The organism is Methylobacterium sp. 17Sr1-1, from assembly GCF_003173775.1.
Lineage (GTDB): Bacteria > Pseudomonadota > Alphaproteobacteria > Rhizobiales > Beijerinckiaceae > Methylobacterium.
The window spans coordinates 6058300-6081786 of the sequence record NZ_CP029552.1 but is presented as its reverse complement, the minus strand read 5'-3'; the positions used below and the strand labels follow the sequence as shown (position 1 = coordinate 6081786).

The window sequence follows — 23487 nt, the reverse complement described above, 5'->3', positions numbered from 1 at the left end:
GACGACCTGCGGATCGTGCCGGATCCGCGACACGATCGCCTGGACGACCAACCCGTCCCATGCTTACGCTTCCGCCATCGGTGGCGCGTCGGACGCGAGGTCAGGGTCATGGGTATGGGTTCGTTCACGCACCGGCTGGTGACAGGTGCGATGGCGGCGCTCGCGGCGACGTCGGCGCTCGCGGCCGACGAGCCCTCGCGCCTGGACCAGGTCATCGCGCGCAAGGTCCTGAACGTCTGCACCACCGGCGACTACCGCCCGTTCTCCTACCGCCCGGACGGCGCTAACGACTTCGTCGGCATCGACATCGATCTCGGCCGCTCGCTCGCCAAGTCGCTCGATGCGGAGGCCGTGTTCATCCAGACCAAGTGGTCGAACCTGCTCGCCGACTTCAAGGCGAAGTGCGACGTGGCGATGAGCGGCATCTCGGTGACGCTGCCGCGCCAGCGCGAGGTCTTCTTCAGCGAGATGTACCTCGTCAACGGCAAGGCGCCGATCGTGCGCTGCGACGAGGTCTCGAAGTACCAGACGACGGAGGCCATCAACCAGCCTTCGACCCGCGTCGTCGTCAATCCCGGCGGGACGAACGAGAAATTCGCCCGTGCCAACCTCGCCAAGGCGCAGATTCAGCTCTTCCCCGATAACCGCGTCATCTGGCAGGAGATCGCGGAAGGCCGCGCCGACGTCATGGTCGCCGAGTCGGTCGAGGTGAAGCTTCAGCAGACGCTGCATCCGGGCCTGTGCGCGGTGAACCCCGACCAGCCGCTCCAGTATGGCGAGATGGGCTTCCTGCTGCCGCGCGGCGACGCGGTGTTCAAGGCCTATGTCGACCAGTGGTTGCACCTGACGAAAGCCTCGGGCGAGTTCGACCGGATCTTCAACGCCAACATGAAGTGAGGGGTGGCGGAGCGTCCGGGATCGGCATTCGCCCGACCGCTCCGCCGACGCAGTACCGAGGAGAGCCTGTTCGACTCGCGAGGACGGCACCACAAAAACTTTTTTCCCGCACGCGACCTCATCCCGAGGTGACTGGCGATCGAAGATCGCTCCGCAAAGCGGACCTCGAAGGAGGGCTCCAAATATCGTGGCGACATCTGGAGCCCCTTCGATGTCAGTCGACTGTCAACCGACTGACATCTCATGATGATTTCGTGGGCAGAACCAATCTTGCCGACCTGTCAGACAGTCTCTCACATGTTGACGTAGTTCGGACCGCCCGGACCTTCCGGGGTGACCCAGTTGATGTTCTGGTTCGGGTCCTTGATGTCGCAGGTCTTGCAGTGGACGCAGTTCTGCGCGTTGATCTGGTAGCGCGGTGCACCGCCCTCCTCGATCCACTCGTAGACGCCGGCCGGGCAGTAGCGGCCGGACGGCCCGCCGAACACGTCGTGCTCGGAGGATTTCTGCAGGCCCATATCCTTGACCTGGAGGTGGACCGGCTGGTCCTCCTCGTGGTTGGTGTTCGACAGGTAGACCGACGAGAGACGGTCGAAGGTCAGCACCCCGTCGGGCTTAGGGTACTTGATCGGCTTCACGTCCTTGAGCGGCTTGGTGCAGGCGTAGTCCGGCTTGCCGTGGCTGAGCGTGCCGAACAGCGACAGGCCGGCGAGTTCGTTGAGCCACATGTCGAGGCCTCCTAAGCCCACGCCGACGAGCGTGCCGTATTTCGACCAGAGCGGCTTGACGTTGCGCACCCGCTTGAGGTCGTAGCCGATCGGGCTCGAACGCCAGCCTTCCTCATACGAAGTCAGCTCGTCCTGGGCCCGGCCGGCGGCGAGCGCCTCGTGGATCGCGCCGGCGGCCTGCATGCCCGACAGCACCGCGTTGTGCGAGCCCTTGATGCGCGGCACGTTGACGAAGCCGGCCGAGTCGCCGACGAGGCAGCCGCCCGGGAAGACGAGCTTCGGCACCGATTGCCAGCCGCCCTCCATGATCGCCCGCGCGCCGTAGCCGATGCGCTTGGCGCCCTCGAACACGTCGCGGATCATCGGGTGGGTCTTGAAGCGCTGGAACTCCTCGAACGGCGACAGGGTCGGGTTCTCGTAGTTCAGGTGCGTCACGAAGCCGACCGAGACCAGGTGGTCGTCGAAGTGGTAAAGCCACGAGCCGCCGCCGGCCTTGTTCGGCAGGGGCCAGCCCATCGAGTGCTGCACCAGCCCCGGCCGGAATTTCTCCGGCTTGACCTGCCACAGCTCCTTCACCCCGAGACCGTACTTCTGGTGGTCGGAATGCTGGTTGAGGCGGTAGCGGTCGATCAGCTTCTTGGTCAGCGAGCCGCGGGCGCCCTCGCCGAACACCGTGTACTTGGCGCGCAGCTCCATGCCGCGGGTAAAATCGTCCCGGGCCTCGCCCGACCGGGCGATGCCGAGATCGCCGGTGGCGATGCCGACCACGGCGCCGGCCGCGTCGTAGAGGATCTCGGAGGCCGGGAAGCCCGGATAGATCTCGACGCCGAGCTCCTCCGCCTTGCGCCCGAGATACTTGGTCACGTTGGAGAGCGAGCCGACGAAGTTGCCGTGGTTGCTCATCAGCTTCGGGAAGGCGACGTTCGGCAGCGAAATGCCGCCGGCCGGCCCGAGGAACATGAACTCGTCCTTCACCACCTCGGTCTTGAGCGGGCGGTCCGGATCCTCGCGCCAATCCGGCACCAGGGAGTCGAGGCCGCTCGGGTCGATGACCGCGCCCGACAGGATATGCGCCCCGACCTCGCTGCCCTTCTCGACCACCACCACCGACACCTCGGTGCCGGCCTCGGCCGCGAGCTGCTTGAGCTGGATGGCGGCAGCCAGCCCGGCCGGGCCCGCTCCGACGATCACCACGTCGAAGTCCATCGCCTCGCGTTCCGGCAGCTCCATCCTGGTCCTCCCTCTGGTCTCGCGATACCTCGGGTCTCGCGATAGTTCACATATAAACGATCTTGGTCCGCCTCAAGCGGTCCGAGGTGCCGGACCGTGCGACGGCGTGTCCCCGGGCGCAAGCGGCGCCGCTCAGGCCCCCCGCGCGAGAATGCCTGTGCGCGTCATGTCGCGCCTGTTGTCCACAGCCGCGCGGCACGCCACATCGTACATATGACGTCCGAGCCTGCCGACAGCCGCGACCTTCTCTCCTTCCTCGACTTCCACGTCGCGGCGGGCGTCGACGCCGCTTTGGACGAGACGCCGCACGACCGCTTCGCCGAGCCGGAGGCCCCGCGCCGGGCCGCGCGGGAGGCGGCCGAGCCCGAGGCACCGCCGCGCCGCGTCCCGCCGCCGGAGCGGCCGCCCCTCGAGGAACCGGCCCGCGCCGCGCCGCCGCGCTCGGAGCCTCCTCGCCAGGATGCCCCGCGTGCCGAGGCGCCCAGCACCTATGGCCGGTCCGCCGCCGCGGCCCCCGGCGAGGCGGCGGGCGACGCGCGCGAACTCGCCGCCACCGCCGCGAGCCTGGAGGAGCTGGAGGGCCTGCTCGCCCGGTTCGAGAGCTGCGCCCTGCGCTTCACCGCCAAGAATCTCGTCTTCGCCGACGGCAACCCGCAGGCCCGGGTGATGTTCGTCGGCGAGGCGCCCGGCGCCGACGAGGACCGGATCGGCAAGCCGTTCATGGGCCGCTCGGGCCAGCTCCTCGACCGGATGATGGCGGCGATCGGGCTCGACCGCACCAACGCCTACGTGGGCAACGTCGTGCCCTGGCGCCCGCCGGGCAACCGCAACCCGACCCCGCAGGAGCTCGCGACCTGCAAGCCGTTCATCGAGCGGCAGATCGCGCTCGCCGATCCCGACATCCTGGTCTGCCTCGGCGGCGTCGCCACCCAGGCGCTCGCCGGCACCAAGGACGGCATCCTGAAGTCGCGCGGGCGCTGGTTCCCCTATCGCACGCAGAAGCGCGAGATCCGGCTGCTCGCCACGCTCCACCCGGCCTACCTGCTGCGTCAGCCGCTACAGAAGCGCCTCGCCTGGCGCGACTTCCGCGCCTTGCGCACCGCCCTCGACGAGGGGGAGCGGTAGCGCCCGGAAGCGGAACCGTGTCGGCTCCCGTCGATTACTCTTGAGCCTCGGGCCTGCGCCGCGTAGCCGTCGCGGCCAAGGTTCACGGGCCAACGGGTAGCTGACCATGCGCTGGGAAGATTTTCGCACCTCCGACAACGTCGAGGACCGCCGCGGCGAGGGCGGCGGTGGCGGCGGCTTCGGCTTTCCGGGCGGCGGTGCGGGCGGCCTCGGCATCGGCACCATCGTGATCCTGTGCATCATCGGCTGGGTCACCGGCATCAACCCGGCGATCCTGATCGGCGGCGCCGAGACGGTGACGCGCCAGCGCGCGCCGCAGGAGCAGGGCCAGCCGCAGCAGGGCCAGCCCGATCGGCGCACCGGCGCCCCCTCCGACCAGACCGGCAAGTTCGCCGCCGCCATCCTCGGCAACACCGAGGACGTGTGGAACCAGGTGCTGCCGAACCAGACCGGGCGGCAATACACCCCGACCACGATGGTGCTCTATACCGGCGGCACCCGCAGCGGCTGCGGCCAGGCCCGGGCGGCGATGGGGCCGTTCTACTGCCCCCTCGACAAGAAGGTCTATCTCGACACCTCCTTCTTCAAGGAGATGGAGCAGAAGTTCCGGGTGAAGGGCGACTTCGCCTACGCCTACGTCATCGCCCACGAGGTCGGCCACCACGTCCAGGACGTGCTCGGCATCCTGCCCAAGGTCCAGCGCAAGCAGCAGCAGGTCGGCGAGCGCGAGTCGAACGCCCTCTCGGTCCGCGTCGAGCTGATGGCCGATTGCCTCGCCGGCGTCTGGGCCAAGAACTCCGACGACCGCTTCAAGGCCCTGGAGCCCGGCGACATCGAGGAGGCGATGCAGGCGGCGAGCGCCATCGGCGACGACCGCCTGCAGAAGCAGAGCCAGGGCTACGTCGTGCCGGATTCCTTCACCCACGGCTCCTCGGCCCAGCGCATGCGCTGGTTCCAGACCGGCTACCGCAGCGGCCAGACCCAGTCCTGCGACACCTTCCGGGCCTCGCAGCTCTGATGGCCGGGCTGGACCACGCGCGCGCCTTCGTGCCGCTCGGGATCGCGGTGCTGACAGTCTCCGACACCCGCACGCTCGCCGACGACCGCTCGGGCGACACGCTGGTCGGGCGCCTGGAGGCGGCGGGGCACCGCCTCGCCGCCCGGGCGATCGTGCCGGACGAGGTCGAGGCGATCCGTGCCCAGGTGCGGGCTTGGGGCCAGGATCCGGGGGTCGACGTCGTCATCACCACCGGCGGTACCGGCTTCACCGGCCGCGACGTGACGCCGGAGGCGCTGGAGCCGCTGTTCGAGAAGCGGATGGACGGCTTCTCGGCCGTGTTCCACCGCATCTCCTACGACAAGATCGGCACCTCGACCCTGCAATCGCGGGCGACCGCCGGGGTGGTGGACGCCACCTACGTCTTCGTGCTGCCGGGCTCGCCCGGGGCCTGCCGGGATGCCTGGGACGGCATCCTGGCAGCCCAGCTCGACTACCGGCACCGTCCGTGCAACTTCGTCGAGATCATGCCGCGTCTCGACGAGCATCTGAAACGCGGCGCCACTACCCCTGCAGCAGCGTCCCCCGCAGGGGCCTGACCGGCAGGCGGGCCTTGAGCGGCAGGCCCGCCCGCAGGGCCTGCACCCGCACGAGGTCGCCGGCCCGCACCTGCCGGGTGCCGGTCAGCGCCTCCCGCCGTCCGGCGATCCGCTCGAAGAGGGGCGCGTGCGGGCGGCGCAGGCGGCCGACGGCCTCGGCCTGCGTCGTGGCGCCGAACCGGTCGAGCACCCGGATCCAGCCCTCCGCCGGCACGTCGCCGGCTTCGAGGCACAGCATCCAGGGCCGGCGCGCCAATCCGGCCGCCGCCACCCACGGGTTCCTGCCCCGCGCCACCAGGGCCGCCCCGGTGCTCTCGGCCATGGTGCCGACCTCCGGATCGTCCGGATGCTCTGCGGCGATCACCGCATCGCCCACCACGCCCGCCGCGACGCCGGCCACGAGGGCCGCCAGGGTATCGGCGAGGGCGTCGATGCGCTCCGGATCGACCGCGCCGGGGAGATGGATGACTGCCGTGAACATGATCGCGCCATAGCGGATGGCGGGCGTCGCGTCCTGCCTTGATCGTTGGCACTTGCGTCTGTTCCTGTTTTGTTCGAAGCTCGGCCGCGTCTGGATGGGAGGCCGGCATGGAATCGGGATGCGGGCGGGGGCTGCGGCGCCTCGCCGGGTCGACCCCGGCGGCGGAGAGCCGCCGCGGGCGCGGCGCCACCGCCAACCCGACCGGCCGGTTCGAGCCGGCCGCGCGCGAGGCCTTCGCGGATGGCTGGGAGATCGAGGAGGAGCTGCCGCCGCTGTGCACCGAGGTGACGCTGGAGCGGGCGCGCAGCATCATCACCCGCAACGATTCCCCCGATATCGGCTTCGACCGGTCGATCAACCCGTATCGCGGATGCGAGCACGGCTGCGTCTACTGCTTCGCCCGGCCGAACCACGCCTATGCGGGCCTCTCGCCGGGGCTCGACTTCGAGACCAAGCTCTTCGCCAAGCCGGACGCGGCCGCGCTCCTGGAACGGGAGCTCTCGGCCCGGGGCTACGCACCGCGGACCATCGCGCTCGGCACCGCCACCGACCCCTACCAGCCGATCGAGCGGCGCTACCGCCTGACCCGCGGCATCCTCGAAGTGCTGTCGCGCTTCCGCCATCCGGTCGGGATCGTGACCAAATCCGACCTCGTGCTGCGCGACCTCGACATCCTGGCACCGATGGCGGCGCAGGGCCTCGTGAAGGTCGCCCTCTCTGTCACCACCCTCGACCCCGACCTCGCCCGCCGGATGGAGCCCCGCGCCCCGCGGCCGGAGAAGCGCCTCGCGGCGATCCGGGCCCTCGCCGCTGCCGGGGTGCCGGTCATGGCGCTGGTGGCGCCGCTGATTCCGGGCCTCAACGACCACGAGATCGAGGCCGTGCTCGCCCGCGCCCGGGAGGCGGGGGCGAGCGAGGCCGGCGGCGTGCTCCTGCGCCTGCCGCACGAACTCGCCGACCTGATGCGCGACTGGTTTTCCGAGCATTATCCCGATCGGGCCGGGCGGACCTTCGCGCTGCTGAGCGAGGCCCGCGGCGGCAAGGTCTACGACGCGGCCTACGGGCGGCGCTTCACCGGGACGGGGCCCTACGCCGATCTGCTGGACCAGCGGATGCGGGTGGCGATGACGCGGCTCGGCTATCCGGCGGAACGGGTGCGGCTGCGGACGGATCTGTTCGCGGTACCGGTGCGGGTGGGTGGGCAGTACAGCTTGTTCTAAGGCGGGCAGGGCGCCATTGGATGACGCAAGGGAATTCTTCTCTTCCCGCGGGCGCAGGACTGTCAGGGGAATATCTTTTTCTGAATCAAGCGCGGGATCCCCTCTCCCGTGTGGGAGAGGGGTAGGGGCGATCGGAGATCGCGCGAGGGTGGCTCGGGTTCAGAGTAAGACACCGAGCGTTGAGCTGCGCAGCTCGATGTTCGAAGCTTCATCCTGAAGCCAAGCCACCCTCACCCCCGGCCCCTCTCCCACACAGGAGAGGGGGACCAGCGCCATTCTCGTCTCCAGATGCCTCGGCCGCCCGCGCCGACAACCGATCAGTGCTGACCCAGAGGCCGGTTCTGCTACCCTGCCACCATGACCGGCCAGCCTCCGCCCACCCTCGACACCCCGCGCCTCCACCTGCGCCCCGTCGCACCCGACGACGCGGAAGCCACCAGCGCCCTGATGACCCCGGCGGTGAGCCGGTGGCTCGCCTTCTGGCCGCTGCCCTTCACCGTCGCGGTGGCACGAGAGCGGATCGCCATGGCGCAGACTCTCGCGGAAGCCGGGCAGGCGCTCTCGCTGGCGGTGACCGCCCGTGAGACCGGCGAACTCCTCGGCTGGATCATGCTGCACCGGAGCGGCGACGATCCGCGGACAGCCACGGTGGGCTACTGGCTCGGCGAGGCGCATCAGCGCCGGGGCTTCCTGCGCGAAGCGATCACAGCCCTGCTCCCGGTCGCCGCCGCATGGCTCGACGTCGACCGGATCGAGGCCAGCGCGCATCCGGAGAATGCCGGCTCCTTTGCGGTGATGCGGGCCTGCGGCATGCGCTTCCTGGGCGAGACGGTGATCCACGCCCCGGCCCGCAACCGCGACGAACGCGTGCACATCTACGCCGTCGCGCGCGACGCCCTCACGCCGCCGTCAGGCACAGCTCGAACGTGATGCACGCCGCGTTGGTGCCGCGGCGCAGGACGCCCTCGTGGATGTCGCCCGCGACGTCCACCACCGCGATGTCGAGATGCGCGACCGGGGCGCCGTCCGGCCCCGGCCGCACGGTCCCGTCGCGGATCAGCACCTCGCTCGCATCGGTGGGGATCACCCGCCCGTCGGCGAAGGCCGGCCGCACGATGCTGCCGATGCCGCGCACCCGCGCCACAGACAGACCGTGGGTCCGGGCCGCCGCCTCGATCGCCGCATGGATCTCCTCGTTCGGCTGGATCTTCAGGAGGAGGCAGCCCGCCTTCGCCTCCGACAGGGAGACGGGGGTGAAGAGCGAGAAATTGGTCTCGGCATCCGGGATGACCCGCCAGGCCGCCTCCGCCGTGCCCCAGACCTCGGCCCGGACGGGGTTGGCGATCACCACCTCCGCCGGCAGCAGGTGGCCGGCGCGGCGGCGCCCGTCGGGCTCGATCCAGGTGCCGTGGACGTGCAGGAAGCCGGCGCCGTCGCGCTCGCCGAAGGTGGCGCTCGCCCGCTCCAGCCGGGTCTCGCCCTCGGGCCGGAAGGTCTCGCTGTAATAGGCCGCGAAGAGCGGATCCGACGACAGGGCCGGCATCACGTAGGAGAAGGGCGAGAAGCTCCCGCCCGCGAGATGCACCACGCCGCCCCGCATCCCGGCTTCCGCCAGCGGTCCGGCGACGGCGTCGAGGAGCGTGCGCCCCGGCGCCAGGTCGAAGGCGCGATGGAGGCGGGCGCCGCCGGCGGCGAGCCAGCGCTCGGGCCGGACGGGCCCGGGCTGGGCGAGGGTGGCGAAGGGCGGCGTCTCGAGCGCGCTCATCCCTGCGCCTTCTCGCCGAGGAGGCCCGCCGCCTCCAACTCTTCCCGCACCATCTTCTTGGTGATCTTGCCGTAGCCGGATTTCGGCAGCGACTCGCGCAGGATGACCCGGCGCGGCAGCTTGTAGCGGGCGACCTTGTCGAACAGGAACGCCATCACGTCGTCTTCCGAGAGCGCCATGCCCTCGCGGGCTACGCAGACCGCGATGCCGATCTCGCCCCAGGTCGGGTCGGGCACGCCGAGCACCGCGGTCTCGGCCACCGCCGGATGGGCCAGGATTTTCTCCTCGATCTCGCGCGGATAGATGTTCGAGCCGCCGGAAATGTACATGTCGGAGGCGCGGCCCGTGATGTAGAGGAAGCGCTCCGGATCGAGGTAGCCGAGGTCGCCGGTGCGGAACCAGCCGTCCCGAAACGCTTCGGCATTGGCCTTCGGGTTCTCCCAGTAGCCGGCGAAGACAGCCGGACCGCAGACGCAGATCTCGCCGGTCTCGTTCGCGCCGACCTCCCGGCCCTCCGGGTCCTGGATCTGCACCTGCATGCCGGTGCGCTCGAAGCCGCAGGTGCCGATCTTCACCTCCGGCCCGTCCTCGGCCTCGTGCAGGGCAGGGGGCAGCACCGTGATGTTGCCGGTGACCTCACCGAGGCCGAAATACTGCACGATCACCTTGCCCAGCGTGCGCAGCGCCCGCTTCTGGTCCTCGCGGTACATCGGCGCGCCGGCATAGATGATGTAGCGCAGGGACGAATGGTCGTTGGCGTCGACCGCCGGATGCTCGACCATCATCTTCAGGATCGTCGGCACGGTGAACATGTTGGTGACGCGGTGCCGCGCGACCAAGCTCCAGACCTCCGCCGCGTCGAAGCGCTCGGAGCCCGGCAGCACCGAGGTGACGGCCCGGGCGACCTGGGCGACGGCGTGCACCCCGGCCCCGTGCGAGAGCGGCGCCACCACCAGGGAGGCGTCGGTCTCCGGGCTCGTGCCCGGCATCAGGTCGCAGAGGTGGTTGGTGATCACGAAGGCCATCTGGCCGTGGGTCAGCACCGCGGCCTTCGGCTTGCCGGTGGTGCCGGAGGTGTAGAAGAACCAGCACGGGTCGTCGTGCTCGACGCCGACATTCGCGACGGGCTGCCCCGCACCCTCCGCCACCACGTCCTCGTAGGCCTCGCCCGTGGCCGGCCCCTCGCCGATGACGACGACGCGGCTCAGGGACGGGCAGGCCTCCCGCACGGCGGCGACGTGATCGGGATAGTCGGCGTGGCACAGGAAGGCCGTCGCGCCCGATTGCTGCGCGAGGTAGGCGACGTCGCCGGGCATCAGCCGGAAGTTCGTCGGCACGAACACCGCGCCGAGCCGGAACGCCGCGTACATGATCTCCAGAATGGCGTTGCCGTTGCGGGCATGGACCAGCAGCCGGTCCCCCTTGGCGATCCCGCGCTGCCTGAGCGCGCCGGCCAGCGCCGAGACCCGGGCGTCGAACTCGACCCAGCTCCAGTTCCGCTCGCCCCACACGATCGCCGGGCGGTCCGGGTGCCGCGCGGCGGCCTGGGTGAGGGAATGGGCGAGGTTCATCACCCGGCGCGACATCGGGGTCATCATCGGGCGGCCCTCGGGGTCGTCGTGGTCACGTCGGCTTCCTCCCTGGCGGCGCCGGCCGTTCGGCTCGTTGCGCGTCGGGGGGACCTTACGACGCTCCTGGCGGGAAGCGGAAGCGTCGCCTGCGCATGCGCTGCCTCACACCTTCGACTTGAAGCTCAGCCGGTGGTGCCGGGTGGGGCCGAGACGCACCATCGCCGCCCGGTGGACGGCGGTGCCGTAGCCGACGTTGCGCTCCCAGGCATAGGCGGGGTGGCGGAGCGCCAGCGCCCGCATCAGCCGGTCGCGCGCCACCTTGGCGATGATCGAGGCGGCGGCGATCTGCGGCACCAGCCGGTCGCCGCCAACGAGGGCCCGGCAGGGCAGGGGCAGGCCGGGGGGTACGTCGCGCCCGTCCACCGCCACCTCCGCTGCGATGCCGAGGCGGGAGACGGCGCGGCGCATGGCGTCGAGGGTGGCGGCGCGCACGTTGATCCGGTCGATCAGGTCGCGGGAGGCGCCGGCAAGCGCGACCCGCCCGGCGGCCATGATTTGAGGCGCCAGACGCTCGCGGGTGGCGGCGTCGAGGCGCTTGCTGTCGTCGAGCGCCTCCAGCAAGGCGGGGGGCAGGGCGGCCGGATCGAAATGCACCGCCGCCACGATCACCGGGCCGCAGAGCGCGCCGCGGCCGACCTCGTCGCAGCCGATAAGGACAGGATAGCGGGCGGCGTCTCGGGCATCGAAGGGGCGCATCGCGCAGATGTGCACGCGTTCCGGTTTCGAAATCCCTGCGCTTGCAACCGGTGACGTTCCCTTTCGGGCAGCGCGGCGCGATGATCACCTCCTGAAGGCGCACCGAGGCGCCGGACCGGGGAGGAGGCACCCGCGCCCTGCGCGTCGATGACGCGCTCGCGCCGGGTTCGCGGCGTCTGGCACGCGGCGTGCGGCTCCCGGTGTCCGGTCCCGCTCGGTCCGGATTCAGCCGCTGGAGGTACGCCGCCCATGAAGGTCGCCCTCGCCGTCGCCGCGCTCTCCCTCGTCCAGCCGGCGCATTCCTGGTACCCCTACGAATGCTGCTCCGACCAGGATTGCGAGCCGGTCTCCGACGCCGTCGAGGTGCCGGGCGGCTACCAGACGCACGGGATCTTCGTGCCGATGGCGAAGGTGCGGCCGAGCCAGGACGGGCGCTACCATTGGTGCCATCGCGGTGCGTACGTGTTCTGCTTCTTCGCGCCGCTCGCCGGGTAACGGTCCCCTCGGGGATCCTCTTGCCTCTCGCCTTTTGGCGCGCGGGCCTCTCGGCGCGCGGGCCTCTCGGCGCGCGGGCCTCTCGGCGCACGGGCCTCTTGGCGCGCGGGCGCTCCGCTGGCACCTCTTGCGCCTCGGACGCGTTCCCGAAGGGCAAGGCACCAGATCCGAGAGATCGAACGAAGAGGAGGATGCATGACCACGCCGCCGCGACAGAACCCGTTCCTGGCGCTCGCCCTGCCCGTCGCGCTGCTCGCCGGGGCCCTGACGATCGGGTTCTGGACGCTCGACCACATCAGGGTCGCCCGCGCCAAGGCGCTGGCCTCGCAGATGTGGATGCAGCCGTGAGGCCGGCCTTCAAAAAAGGACCGCACTCCGAGGAGGCGGCCCTGAAGTCATTTGGGTCTCGAAACCTCGGAGGAGGCCCGGCCCGCCGGCATCGCGGGGGCTGGGGGGCTGGGTACCGGAGCGGCCGGCGGGCCGGGCCATGAGGTCGACCTACCCTTACGCGCGCATCAAGGCCGGCGCGCGGCGTGATTGTGGCGGTTTGTGGGCGACCGCGTCGTTTCCCTCGTATTTCCGCTTCACGTCGATCAGTTGCCGGCGCAGTGTCGCTCCGGCGCAACCCTTGCGGGGCCGTTGACGCCATCCCATCATGGTCCGGACCGGGTCGTTCGCCGGCTCCTCACCGCCGGCCCCGGACAGCTGCGCCCCTTGGGCGCGAATCACCCCGACAGGCAGGAGACACGATGAGCGAAGGAGAGACGGCCGATAGCCGGAGTGCCGGCGCGCACGTGGTGCCGTTCCCGCGCACCGTCCCGCAGGTGTCATTCCATCGCGACGAGCTGCGCATCATCCTCAACCTCTACGGCCGGATGGTCGCCGAGGGCGAGTGGCGGGACTACACGATCGACTTCACCCGCGAGAAGGCGGTGTTCGCCATCCACCGCCGCACCTCCGAGCGGCCGCTCTACCGCATCGAGAAGGACCCCCGCCTCGCCCGGCGCCAGGGCGCCTACGCGGTGATCGCCGAGACCGGGCGCATCCTGAAGCGCGGCCACGACCTGGCGCAGGTGCTGCGCGTGCTGGAGAAGCCGCTCCGGGTGGTGTGAGGATTGAGAGGGTGCGCCGCCCGCCAACCCTCCCCCCCCTCTGCGGGGGAGGGTGCCCGGCGGAGTCGGGCGGGAGAGGGGCAGCGCGACGGGGATCCAGGGGGCGCCTTACGGAACGGTTCAGTCTTTTCCGGAAGCGGCTCCACTCTCCCGGCTCACTCCGTTCGCCACCTTCCCCCGTAGAGGGGGGAGGGTTCGCGGGCGGCGCACACCACCTCTTAACGCTTCCGGAGCGCTGTCCGCTCTTCACCCCCCGGCAAGCATCTTTGCCAACCGGAACGACAGGTTTCCCGGCGGATTATCACGGGGCTGACAAGGTCACGCTCGAGGACCGCAGGGATGCACAAGCAGAGTGGATGGGCCGCGGCGATGGTCGTCGCGGCGACGATGGCGGCCGGACCGGCCGCGTCGCGAGAACTGGTCGCCTTCGACGCGACGGCGGAGGCCGGCACGGTGGTGGTGCGGACCGCCGAGCGGCGGCTGTACTTCATCAACGGCGACGGGACGGCGATCCGCTATCCGGTCGCGGTCGGCAAGGCCGGCAAGCAATGGACGGGCTACGCCCGCATCGACGGAAAATACCTCCGGCCGGCCTGGTCGCCGCCCGACGAGGTGAAGCGGGACAATCCCCGGCTGCCGGAGGTGATCGCCGGCGGCTCGCCGAGCAACCCGATGGGCGCCGCGGCCCTCACCCTCGACCGGGGCGAGTACGCGATCCACGGCACCAACCGGCCGGGCTCGATCGGCACCTTCGCGTCCTATGGCTGCATCCGCATGTACAACCAGGACGTGGCCGATCTCTACGGCCGCGTCCAGGTCGGCGCCACCGTGGTGGTGACGCGCTGACAGGTCAGCCCTCGCGCCCGTGCACCTGCGCGGGCGGCGAGGTGGCCTCGACCGCCGTGAAGGTCTCGAGGATGCGGTAGGTGTGCTCCGCGCCCGCGGGCACCAGCCAGGAATCGCCCGGCTCCAGCCGCACGGTCTGTCCCTCGACCACCAGCTCGGCCCGGCCCGAGATCACGTAGCCGACGGTCTCGTAGTCGCGGGCGGCGCTCGGCTTGTCGTCGGTGGGCGGCTCGTCGACCCACAGCCGCATCGCGACGTGCTTGCCCGAGGCGAGGTAGCGCTGGCCGTCCGGCCCCTGCGGCGACTGCCCGCCGGACACCTTCTTGATCGTCATGTCGCCCATCATCCTGCTCCTGTCGGGGACGTCTCGCGACCCCAACGGGAGCAGGTGGCGGGCGTTCCCGAAGGTTACCGCAGCGTCGCGGCGATCGCCCGCTGGATGCCGCGGATGTCGGCCCCGCGCTTGAGCGTGCGGGCGATCGGGTCGGGTCGGCCCGAGACCCAGATCGTCAATTCCGAATCGAAATCGAAGCTGCCGGCATTCTCGATCGAGAACGAGGTGATCGCCCGGTAGGGCACCGTGAGATAGGAGACCTTGCGGCCTGTCAGCCCCTGCTTGTCGACCAGGATCATCCGCCGGTCGGTGAAGACCATGAGGTCGCGGATCACCCGGAACGCCACCTGCACCGTCTCGCCCGGGATCAGCATCCCGTCGAGCTCCTGGGCCACCGCCTCCGGCGCCACGTCGCTGCCGTGGCCGAGCAGGCCGTCGAGCAATCCCATCCGGTCCTCCCCCGAAGTCGATCCCGCCTTGACGATCGCCGTTCAGAAGTCGGTCGCCAGGCCCTTCACTTCCCAATCGTCGTAGCGCACGGGCTCCAGCCCGCCGCGCCCGTTGATCTCGCGCTCGCGCCGGATCTCCCCGGCCCGGGCGTCGATCTCGGCCCGCCGGGCCTCGGCCTCGGCCAGCGCGCGCTGCGCGGCCGGCGACAGGGTCCTGGTCTCGGGGGCGGGGGCCTCGCTCTCGCTCATCGGTCGACTCTCGATCGCATCACAATCGCGGCGCTTGCATCTCGGGCGGCCGGATGCCACCCCGGGGAGCGAAGGCCGCCGGTCCCTCCGAGGTGGAGGGCGCGGGCGGCAGCGTCAAGGTCGGGCCCGGTCCCGGGCCTGAAGAACCGCGCGAGCCGCGCGGCGGAGTGAGGATGGACGGACAGCACAACGGGAACGCAGGCTCGGAGGTCGCCGGCCTGCCGGCGCGGCGCCTCGCCTGGGGGATCGTGGCCGACCTGCTCGGCAAGAACCGCGGCACCGCGCTCGAGGACGCGATGGAGCCGGTCGTCCACCGCGCCGCCCTGGCACCCCAGGATGCGGGCCTCGCCCGCGCCATCGCCACCGCGACGTTCCGGCATCTCGGGGTGATCTTCCACGCGCTCGACCAGCGCCTGGCCAAGGGCCTGCCGGAGGACCAGCCGGGCCTCGTCGCGCTGCTCGCCACCGGCGCGGCGCAGATCCTCTACCTCAACGTCCAGGACCACGCCGCCGTCGACCTGGCGGTGCGCCTCGCCAAGGCCGAGCCCGGCCTGCAGCACCTCGCCGGCCTCGCCAACGCGGTCCTGCGCCGGATCGTCCGCGAGCGCGACGCAATCCGCCAGGAGGGCGACGCCGATCCCCTGCACCTCAACACGCCGGGCTGGCTCGCGCGGCGCTGGATCGCCGCCTACGGCGAGGAGACCGCCCGGGCCATCGCGGCCGCCAATGCCCGCGGGGCGGGGCTCGACCTGACCCTGCGCCCCGGCGCCACGGCGCCCGAAGGTCTCGACGGCCGGCGCCTGCCGGGCGGTTTGAGCCTGCGCCTCGACGATGCCCGGACCCCGGTGCCGGAGCTGCCGGGCTTCGCGGACGGCGCCTGGTGGGTGCAGGACGCCGCGGCGGCGCTGCCGGCCCATCTCCTCGGCGTGCGGCCAGGCGAACGGGTCGCCGATCTCTGCGCCGCGCCGGGCGGCAAGACCGCCCAGCTCGCCGCGGCGGGCGCCGAGGTGGTGGCGGTCGACCGCTCGGCCCCGCGCCTGCGCCGGCTCGAGGCGAACCTCGCCCGGCTCGGGCTCTCGGCCGAGGTGCGGGCCGTCGACGCGCTGACGCTGCCGGAGGACCAGCCCTTCGACGCGGTGCTGCTCGACGCGCCGTGCAGCGCCACCGGCACGGTGCGGCGCCACCCGGACGTCGCCTGGTCGAAGCGCGAGGGCGACCTCCTGCGCCTCACCGGGCTCCAGACCCGGCTCCTCGACAAGGCGGCGCGGCTGGTCCGCCCGGGCGGGCGCCTCGTCTACTGCACCTGCTCGCTGGAGCCGGAGGAGGGCGAGGCGCAGGCCGAGGCCTTCCTGAAGCGCCACCCGGACTTCGTCCGCCGCCCGATCGCGCCCGAGGAGGTCGGCGACCCCGCCCTCGTCACGGCCTCGGGCGATCTGCGCACCCTGCCGTCGCACTGGCCCGGCGAGGGCCGCGGCGGGCTCGACGGCTTCTACGCCGTGCGGCTGGAGCGCAAGGGCGCGTGAGGAACCTGTTCACGGGGCGATCCGACGGTTTGACCCCGCGATGATCCTTGACCATTCCTTGACGGGAGCGGCCGCCCGACACCGGCAGCCGAGGGCACGGCCCGATCACGCTGCGCTCGGGCAGAGCCCTCGGTCTTTGAGTGTGCCGCATTTTCTTCGACGAACCGGTCTCCGCTTCGTCGGAAAGTGCTTGTGCAGGAGGTGGCGTGGGTTGGGGGCCTGACCGCTGGCGATTCTACCGGCTCGTCGGGCACGAGGCGGGGCGCGTCCTGCGGGGGGCGGCCGTGCGCGCGACCTCGCGCCCCTCGGCGCTGGCCCGCCTGCGCCCGACCGGCCTCGTCATCGCGCCGCAGGACCTGCGCACCAGCGACGCGACCATCGCGGCCGACATCTATGCCGGGCTGTTCGTCTTCGCCGGCCGGGCGCTCGCCACCGGCGGGCGCTCGCCCTTCGATTTCGCGCCGCCCTCGCCCCAGTGGGGCGAGGAGCTCTACGGGTTCGGCTGGCTGCGCCACCTGCGCGCCGCCGAGAGCGCGCTGTCGCGCTCCAACGCCCGTGCCTTCGTGCAGGATTTCATGGCCGGCCGCGGCGACCAGGCCCTGGCGCAGCGCCCGGCCGTGGTGGCGCGGCGGCTGATCTCGCTGCTGTGCCAGTCGCCCCTGGTGCTGGAGGGGGCCGACCACGCCTTCTACCAGGCCTTCCTGAGGTTGATCGGCCGCTCGACCCGCAGCCTCGACCGGGCGCTCCGCCGGGGCGTCGTGCCCCGCGACCGGCTCGTCGCCGCGGTGGCGCTCGCCTATGCGGGCCTGTGCTGCGAGGGGTTCGAGCCGGTCCTGCGCCGGGGCACCCGGCTCCTCCACCGCGAGCTGACCCGCCAGATCCTCCCCGATGGCGGCCATCGCAGCCGCGACCCGGGCTTCGCCAAGGACCTGCTCCTCGACCTCCTGCCCCTGCGCCAGAGCTTCCTGAGCCGCGACATCGCCCCCCCGGAGGCGCTGCTCAACGCCATCGACCGGATGCTGCCGCTCCTGCGCCTCCTGCGCCACGGCGACGCCTCGCTCGGCCACCACAACGGCATGGGGGCGACCGCCGCCGACCAGCTCGCCACCCTGCTGGTCTATGACGGCGCGCTCGCAAAACCCCTGATGCACGCGCCCCATACCGGCTACGCCCGCCTCGAGGGCGGGGGCGGCACCCTGGTCGTGGCCGATATCGGCGCCGCCCCGCCGTCGGCCTACTCGGCCGCGGCAGGGGCCGGCTGCCTGTCGTTCGAGCTGTCCTGCGGGCCGCAGCGGCTGGTGGTGAATTGCGGCATGCCGGCGACCGGCGAGGAGATGCGCGAGCTCGCCCGCACCACCGCCGCCCACTCCACCGCCTGCCTCGCCGATTCCTCCTCCTGCCGCTTCCTCGCCCTGCCGCAGCCCAGCGTGATCCATCCCCTCGCCGCCTGGCTGAAGCGCCGGATGGGGCCTATCGTCGTGCGCGGGCCGGCCGAGGTGACGGTCGAGCGCGGCTCCGACGCAGCCGGCGCCGCCGTGCTCGCCGCCCGGCACGACGGCTACGCCCCGACGCTCGGCCTGCTCCACGAGCGGCGCTGGCGCCTGCATCCCGACGGCGCCCTGCTGGAGGGTCACGACGGCTTCGTGCGCGACGCCGCCGGGCGGGGCGGTCCTGCCGAGGCGGCGATCCGCTTCCATCTCCACCCGAGCGTGCGGGCGAGCCGGGTCGGGCGCGGCGTGCGGCTCGCCGGGGCCGGCGCGCCCTGGCTGTTCGAGGCCGACGAGATCGACCCGGTGATCGAGGAGAGCGTGTTCTTCGCCGCTCTCAACGGCGCCCGCCGCACCGAGCAGATCGTGCTCCACCTCACCGCCGCCGACGGCACCCGGGTGGCCTGGCGCTTCCGCCGCCTGCCGGACTGAGCTCCGCGGCCCCGACTCTGGAGTCGTGAGCTCGGCGGAATAGGCCTATCTGTTAGTCTTTAATCCATCGCGCCGGCCGATATTTTTCCTCGTCTCTCACCCATTTGAGGGTTTCGCGGTCCTGAATGAGCATTCCTCAGGCATCGGCCGTGCTACAATCCGGGACCGAGTCGGCGAGGGGCGGGACCCACGGGATGAAGCTGGACGCGCCGACCCTGGTGACCGTGACCGTCTTCGTGATGGTCGTGATGGGCGCGCTGTACCTGCTGTCCTGGAGCCAGGCCCGGCAGACCCGGGCGCTGGGCTTCCTCGGCGCGGCCCAGCTCGTCGGCGCCGTCGCGGTCACGCTGTTCGGCCTGCGCGGCCTCATCCCGGACTGGCTGTCGATCGGCGTCGCCAACGCGGTGATGCTCGGCGCCTACGGGCTGATCTGGGGCGGCGCCCGCTCGTTCGAGGGGTGGCGCGTCCGGCTGACGTGGATCGCCGCCGGCCCGCTCGTCTGGCTCGCCGCCTGCCTGGTGCCGCCCTTCTACGCCTCCCTCGGCGCCCGGGTGATCCTGTCCTCGGCGGTCGCCGGCCTCGCCTGCGCGCTCGCCGCCCGCACCCTCTGGCACCATCGCGGCGAGCGGCTGCCGTCGCGAGCCCCTGCGGCGATCCTGCTCGCCAGCGAGGCGCTGCTGCTATGGGTGCGGATCCCCGCGACCCTGGTCCTGCCGGCACCGCCGACCGGCACCCCGGAGCAGACCTACTGGGTGGCGGTCCTGTCCTTCGTCGCCCTGCTCTACACGGTGGCGGTCTCGGTGCTGTTCATGGCGATGGCCAAGGAGCGCCTCGAGGCCGAGCAGCGCCGCGCCGCCGAGACCGACCCGCTCACCGGCATCGCCAACCGCCGGGCGCTGGCGGCGGAGGCCCGCCGCGCGCTCGCGGCCGGCCCTTGCGCCCTGCTGCTGTTCGATCTCGACCATTTCAAGCGGGTCAACGACACGTTCGGCCACGCCGTCGGCGACGCGGTCTTGATCGGCTTCTGCGCCGCCGCCCGCCGGGTCCTGCCCGCGGGGGCGGCGTTCGGGCGCCTCGGCGGCGAGGAATTCGCCTGCCTGCTCCCCGGCGCCGGCACCGCCGAGGCGGCGGCCGCCGCCGAGACCGTGCGCCTCGCCGTGGCGGCGATGCGTCCCGATCCGGCGCCGGGCCTCGCGGTCACGGTCAGCGTCGGGGTCGCCTGGAGCACCGGCGATACGGGTGCGGGCGGCTTCGAAGCCCTGCTCGGCCTCGCCGACCGGGCGCTGTACCAGGCCAAGGCGCAGGGGCGGGACCGGGTGGAACTCGCCGCGCCGGAGCTGCGGCAGGTGGCGTGAGGCGGCCCACCGCTCCTCTTCGAGCGGGGAAGCGTCAGACATCGGACGCAAGCCCACCCGGCGCCGACCCGGGTTGTCGTCGCTTCAACGGCTCCTAAGACATCCCCATCGCACCCCGCTCGGGCCCGCGCCCGGCGCCAGATGAGGGCTCGCCCCATGGACTATCGGCAGTTCGGCCGCTCCGGCCTCAAGGTTCCGGTTCTCAGCCTCGGCACCGGCACCTTCGGGGGCAGCAACGAGTTCTTCCAGCGCTGGGGCCAGACCGACGTCGCCGAGGCGAGCCGGATGGTCGACCTGTGCCTCGACGCCGGCGTCAACTTCTTCGACACCGCCGACATCTACTCGCAGGGCGCCTCCGAGGAGATCCTGGGCCAGGCGCTGAAGGGCAAGCGCGACCGGGCGCTGATCTCCACCAAGGCGACGTTCCCGATGGGCGAGGGGCCGAACGACAAGGGCTCGTCGCGCTACCATCTGGTGCGGGCCTGCGAGGCGAGCCTGAAGCGCCTGGGCACCGACCACATCGACGTCTACTTCATGCACGGCTTCGACGCGCTCACCCCTGTCGACGAGACCCTGCGGGCCCTCGACGACCTCGTCCGGGCGGGCAAGATCGGCTATATCGGCGCCTCGAACTTCTCCGGCTGGCAGCTGATGAAGGCGCTTGGCACCTCCGAGCGCTACGGGCTTTCCCGTTACGTCGCCTATCAGGGCTACTACTCGCTGGTCGGCCGCCACTACGAGTGGGAGCTGATGCCGCTGGGCCTCGACCAGGGCGTCGCCCTGATGGTGTGGAGCCCGCTCGGCTGGGGCCGGCTCACCGGCAAGATCCGTCGCGGCGCCAATACCAGCGGGCGCATCGCCTCCGGCGGCGCCGAGGGCGGTCCGCCGGTCGCCGACGAGGCCCTGTTCCGGGTCGTCGACGTCCTCGACGAACTCGCCGCCGAGACCGGGCGCAAGCCGGCGCAGGTGGCGCTCAACTGGCTCCTGAGCCGCCCGACCGTCGCCAACATCGTGGTCGGCGCCCGCAACGAGGAGCAGCTGAAGCAGAATCTCGGCGCCGTCGGCTGGACCCTCGACCCCGCCCAGATCGCCCGCCTCGACGCCGCGAGCCACGAGACGCCGATCTACCCCTACTGGCACCAGAAGGGCTTCGACGAGCGCAACCCGAAGCCGACCGCCTGGTAGCGCCGCACACCGCCGGATAACCGGATCCGGCGGTGCATCCCCCGTTTCGCGCATCGCACGGGCGGGCAAGCTGCGGTATGAGAGACGGTTCGTATCCCCCGGTCCGGCCGGGGGGTTGGACCGCCCCGGTCCGGCCGCGGTCCCCGCGAATCCCGAGGTCCCCGAATGGCGCATGCCGGCGTCCATGATCCCGTCCTCGTCGCCCTGTCGGTGGCGATCGCGATGCTGGCGTCGTTCGTGGCGCTGGATCTGGCGGGCCGGATGAAGGCCGCGTCCGGCTGGGCCCGGTGGGCCTGGCTGATGACCGCCGCCCTGGTGCTCGGCGGCGGCGTCTGGTCGATGCATTTCGTGGCGATGCTGGCCTTCCGCCTCCAGGGCCTCGAGGTCACCTACGATCTCGGCCTGACGCTGCTCTCCCTCGCGCTCCCGGTGGTCGTGACGGCCGTCGGCCTCGCCGTCGCCCGCAGGCCGGGCGCCGGGCCGCGCAGCATCGTCGCGGCGGGGCTGGTGACCGGGCTCGGCATCGCCTCGATGCACTATACCGGCATGGCGGCGATGCGGGTGCCGGCTGCCCTCCACCACGATCCGGCCTGGACCGCCGCCTCGGTGCTGATCGCCGTCGGAGCCGCCACGGTGGCGATCCGGCTGGCGCTGGGCGAGACCGGGCTGCCCTTGCGGGTCGCGGCCTCCGGGGCGATGGGGCTCGCCATCGCGGGCATGCACTACGCCGCGATGCAGGGCCTGCACGTCTCGCACGCCGCCGGGGTGGAGCATGCCGGGGCGGGGGTCGACCAGGTCCGCCTCGCCATCGGCGTCACGGCGGTGACCTTCCTGGTCTTCACCCTCGCGCTGCTGGCCGCCGCGATCGACCGCCGGGTCTCCCAGCGTGCCGCCCGCGAGGCCGCGGCGTTGCGCGCCAGCGAGGAGCGCTACCGCCTGCTCCTCCAGAGCGTGACCGACTACGCGATCTTCATGCTCGACCGCGACGGGGTGGTGGCGAACTGGAATTCCGGCGCCCGCCGGATCAAGGGCTACGCGGCCGGCGAGATCGTGGGCCGGCACTTCTCGTGCTTCTACACCGCGGAGGACCGGGCGGCGGGCGTGCCGGCCCGCGCGCTCGCCACGGCCGCCGGGAGCGGCAAGTTCGAGGCCGAGGGCTGGCGGCTGCGGCGGGACGGCACGCGGTTCTGGGCCAGCGTCGTCATCGACCCGATCATCGGCGAGGACGGCCGGCTCGTCGGTTTCGCCAAGGTCACCCGCGACATCACCGAGCGCAAGCGCGCCCAGGAGGCCCTGGAGCAGGCGCAAGGAGCCCTCGCCCAGGCGCAGAAGATGGAGGCGGTGGGCCAGCTCACCGGCGGCGTCGCCCACGACTTCAACAACCTGCTGATGGCGGTGCTGGGCAGCCTGGAACTGCTGCGCAAGCGGCTGCCCGACGATCCCCGCATGCTGCGCCTGCTCGACAACGCGGTGCAGGGCGCCGAGCGCGGCGCGGCCCTGACCCAGCGGATGCTCGCCTTCGCCCGCCGCCAGGACCTCAAGCCGGCGGCGGTCGACCTCGCGCGGCTGGTGCGCGACATGACCGACCTGCTGCAGCGCTCGATCGGCCCGGGCATCCGGATCGAGACGCGGTTTCCCGTCGGCCTGCCGCTGGCCCTGGTCGACGCCCACCAGCTCGAGCTCGCGCTCCTCAACCTCGTGGTCAATGCCCGCGACGCGATGCCGGAGGGCGGCACCGTCACGGTCGCGGCCCGGCTGGAGCCGGGGGACGGGGCGGGCGACCCGATGCTCAGCCTCGCGGTCACCGATACCGGCACCGGCATGGACGAGGCGACGCTCGCCCGGGCGCAGGAACCGTTCTTCACCACCAAGGGCGTCGGCCGCGGCACCGGGCTGGGCCTCTCGATGGTGCACGGCCTGGCGGCACAGTCGCATGGCCGCCTGGTGCTGCGCAGCCGCCCGGGCGCCGGGACCACCGCCGAGATCTGGCTGCCGGTGGCCGCGCCGGGGATCGCCGCGGCGCCGGACGAGACGCCCGCCCGCCGCACCTTCCCCCGGAGCGTGGCGCCGCAGGTCGTCCTCGTCGTCGACGACGATCCCCTGGTGCTCGAGAACAGCGCCGCGATGCTGGAGGATCTCGGCCACCGGGTGATCGAGGCCCGTTCCGGCCACGAGGCGCTGGAACTGATGCGCCGGGCCCGCACCCTCGACCTGGTGCTCACCGACCACGCCATGCCGGAGATGACCGGCGTCCAGCTCGCCGCCCGCATCGCGGCCGAGCGGCCCGGCCTCAAGGTGATCCTCGCCACCGGCTACGCCGACTTCGCCGGCTCCGTGGAGTCGGGTCCCGACGAGGCCGCCCGCCTGCCGCGGCTCGCCAAGCCCTACGACCAGGCGACGCTCGCCCGGATGATCGAGGCGGTGGTGCGGGGGACGGCGGGGGCAGCCGACGATACGGTGGTGCCGTTCCCGAAGAGCGCGTGAGGGGCGATGGATTTTTGCTCCACTGTTCCCCGTTTCACCACGACGTCCCGGGGCCGTGCAGCGATGCGTCTCTATTTACCCCTGACAATATTTATATAGCGCGGGATCCCCTCTCCCGTGTGGGAGAGGGGTAGGGGTGAGGGTGGCTCGGTTTCCGCAATGACCCT

General features: G+C 71.9%; 23 protein-coding genes. 15 read left to right on the top strand and 8 right to left on the bottom strand.

All coding sequences use genetic code 11. From position 1 onward, the window contains the following. Window positions 1–108 precede the first annotated feature (108 nt). Window positions 109–897, top strand: a complete 789-nt coding sequence (locus DK412_RS27750) for a transporter substrate-binding domain-containing protein (protein ID WP_245447325.1) — start codon at window positions 109–111, stop codon at window positions 895–897. 293 nt (window positions 898–1190) lie between these two features. Here the strand turns inward: DK412_RS27750 and DK412_RS27745 are convergent, their stop codons facing one another. Beyond that, a complete protein-coding gene (locus DK412_RS27745; RefSeq protein ID WP_109974612.1) occupies window positions 1191–2855 on the bottom strand; it encodes an electron transfer flavoprotein-ubiquinone oxidoreductase in 1665 nt (554 codons plus the stop codon). A 213-nt stretch (window positions 2856–3068) separates the two neighbouring features. On the opposite strand from DK412_RS27745, the gene DK412_RS27740 reads away from it, so the two are divergent. The 3 genes from DK412_RS27740 to moaB all read left to right on the top strand — a co-directional run bounded on the left by DK412_RS27740 (window position 3069) and on the right by moaB (window position 5576). Next, complete coding sequence (locus DK412_RS27740) at window positions 3069–3980, top strand: uracil-DNA glycosylase (protein ID WP_109974611.1); 912 nt, start codon at window positions 3069–3071, stop codon at window positions 3978–3980. Between the two features lie 106 nt (window positions 3981–4086). Next, complete coding sequence (locus tag DK412_RS27735) at window positions 4087–4998, top strand: neutral zinc metallopeptidase (protein ID WP_109974610.1); 912 nt, start codon at window positions 4087–4089, stop codon at window positions 4996–4998. After that, entirely contained in the window at window positions 4998–5576 is a 579-nt protein-coding gene (moaB, locus tag DK412_RS27730; RefSeq protein WP_109974609.1) for a molybdenum cofactor biosynthesis protein B, read from the top strand. Before DK412_RS27735 ends, moaB begins: the two co-directional genes overlap by 1 nt. On the opposite strand, the gene DK412_RS27725 is transcribed toward moaB, so the two are convergent. After that, entirely contained in the window at window positions 5542–6057 is a 516-nt protein-coding gene (locus tag DK412_RS27725; protein ID WP_109974608.1) for a hypothetical protein, read from the bottom strand. The genes moaB and DK412_RS27725 overlap by 35 nt on opposite strands. Before the next feature lie 107 nt (window positions 6058–6164). Between DK412_RS27725 and DK412_RS27720 the strand changes: the two genes are divergently transcribed. After that, window positions 6165–7277 carry a PA0069 family radical SAM protein gene (locus DK412_RS27720; protein ID WP_109974607.1) on the top strand — a complete coding sequence of 371 codons (1113 nt, stop codon included), beginning with the start codon at window positions 6165–6167 and terminating at the stop codon, window positions 7275–7277. Window positions 7278–7634: 357 nt separating this feature from the next. Continuing rightward, window positions 7635–8207, top strand: a complete 573-nt coding sequence (locus tag DK412_RS27715; RefSeq protein WP_109974606.1) for a GNAT family N-acetyltransferase — start codon at window positions 7635–7637, stop codon at window positions 8205–8207. Here the strand turns inward: DK412_RS27715 and DK412_RS27710 are convergent. From DK412_RS27710 to DK412_RS27700, 3 genes are all read right to left on the bottom strand, one after another. Then, window positions 8176–9042, bottom strand: a complete 867-nt coding sequence (locus DK412_RS27710; RefSeq protein WP_109974605.1) for a DUF296 domain-containing protein — start codon at window positions 9040–9042, stop codon at window positions 8176–8178. The genes DK412_RS27715 and DK412_RS27710 overlap by 32 nt on opposite strands. Next, window positions 9039–10637 carry an acyl-CoA synthetase gene (locus tag DK412_RS27705; protein WP_109975533.1) on the bottom strand — a complete coding sequence of 533 codons (1599 nt, stop codon included), beginning with the start codon at window positions 10635–10637 and terminating at the stop codon, window positions 9039–9041. Before DK412_RS27705 ends, DK412_RS27710 begins: the two co-directional genes overlap by 4 nt. A 138-nt stretch (window positions 10638–10775) precedes the next feature. Beyond that, window positions 10776–11369 (bottom strand): ribonuclease HII, encoded by a 594-nt coding sequence (locus tag DK412_RS27700; protein WP_109975532.1) that lies wholly within the window; start codon window positions 11367–11369, stop codon window positions 10776–10778. 249 nt (window positions 11370–11618) lie between these two features. On the opposite strand from DK412_RS27700, the gene DK412_RS27695 reads away from it, so the two are divergent. The 4 genes from DK412_RS27695 (at window position 11619) to DK412_RS27685 (ending at window position 13822) form a co-directional block, all read left to right on the top strand. Continuing rightward, on the top strand, window positions 11619–11864 hold the full coding sequence (locus tag DK412_RS27695; protein ID WP_093566695.1) for a hypothetical protein: 246 nt from the start codon (window positions 11619–11621) through the stop codon (window positions 11862–11864). Between the two features lie 195 nt (window positions 11865–12059). Next, the gene (locus DK412_RS30430) at window positions 12060–12212 is read left to right on the top strand and encodes a hypothetical protein (protein ID WP_162596056.1); all 153 of its coding nucleotides are present in this window, start codon (window positions 12060–12062) and stop codon (window positions 12210–12212) included. 401 nt (window positions 12213–12613) lie between these two features. Further along, entirely contained in the window at window positions 12614–12976 is a 363-nt protein-coding gene (locus tag DK412_RS27690) for a DUF2794 domain-containing protein (RefSeq protein ID WP_109974604.1), read from the top strand. A gap of 339 nt (window positions 12977–13315) precedes the next feature. Next, window positions 13316–13822 (top strand): L,D-transpeptidase, encoded by a 507-nt coding sequence (locus tag DK412_RS27685; protein ID WP_109974603.1) that lies wholly within the window; start codon window positions 13316–13318, stop codon window positions 13820–13822. Between the two features lie 4 nt (window positions 13823–13826). On the opposite strand, the gene DK412_RS27680 is transcribed toward DK412_RS27685, so the two are convergent. The 3 genes from DK412_RS27680 to DK412_RS27670 form a co-directional block, all read right to left on the bottom strand. Next, window positions 13827–14165, bottom strand: a complete 339-nt coding sequence (locus tag DK412_RS27680; RefSeq protein ID WP_109974602.1) for a cupin domain-containing protein — start codon at window positions 14163–14165, stop codon at window positions 13827–13829. 65 nt (window positions 14166–14230) lie between these two features. After that, window positions 14231–14605: a PH domain-containing protein gene (locus DK412_RS27675; RefSeq protein ID WP_109974601.1), complete on the bottom strand. Its 375-nt coding sequence runs from the start codon at window positions 14603–14605 to the stop codon at window positions 14231–14233. A gap of 42 nt (window positions 14606–14647) precedes the next feature. Continuing rightward, on the bottom strand, window positions 14648–14854 hold the full coding sequence (locus DK412_RS27670; protein WP_109974600.1) for a DUF1674 domain-containing protein: 207 nt from the start codon (window positions 14852–14854) through the stop codon (window positions 14648–14650). A 173-nt stretch (window positions 14855–15027) separates the two neighbouring features. On the opposite strand from DK412_RS27670, the gene DK412_RS27665 reads away from it, so the two are divergent. The 5 genes from DK412_RS27665 (at window position 15028) to DK412_RS27645 (ending at window position 23320) form a co-directional block, all read left to right on the top strand. Beyond that, the gene (locus tag DK412_RS27665; protein ID WP_109974599.1) at window positions 15028–16377 is read left to right on the top strand and encodes a transcription antitermination factor NusB; all 1350 of its coding nucleotides are present in this window, start codon (window positions 15028–15030) and stop codon (window positions 16375–16377) included. 206 nt (window positions 16378–16583) lie between these two features. After that, window positions 16584–18296, top strand: a complete 1713-nt coding sequence (locus DK412_RS27660) for a heparinase II/III family protein (RefSeq protein WP_109974598.1) — start codon at window positions 16584–16586, stop codon at window positions 18294–18296. Window positions 18297–18490: 194 nt separating this feature from the next. Continuing rightward, entirely contained in the window at window positions 18491–19651 is a 1161-nt protein-coding gene (locus tag DK412_RS27655) for a GGDEF domain-containing protein (protein ID WP_109974597.1), read from the top strand. Window positions 19652–19807: 156 nt separating this feature from the next. Continuing rightward, window positions 19808–20836 (top strand): aldo/keto reductase, encoded by a 1029-nt coding sequence (locus DK412_RS27650; protein WP_109974596.1) that lies wholly within the window; start codon window positions 19808–19810, stop codon window positions 20834–20836. 165 nt (window positions 20837–21001) lie between these two features. After that, window positions 21002–23320 carry an MHYT domain-containing protein gene (locus DK412_RS27645; RefSeq protein ID WP_109974595.1) on the top strand — a complete coding sequence of 773 codons (2319 nt, stop codon included), beginning with the start codon at window positions 21002–21004 and terminating at the stop codon, window positions 23318–23320. The last annotated feature ends 167 nt before the right edge of the window (window positions 23321–23487 follow it).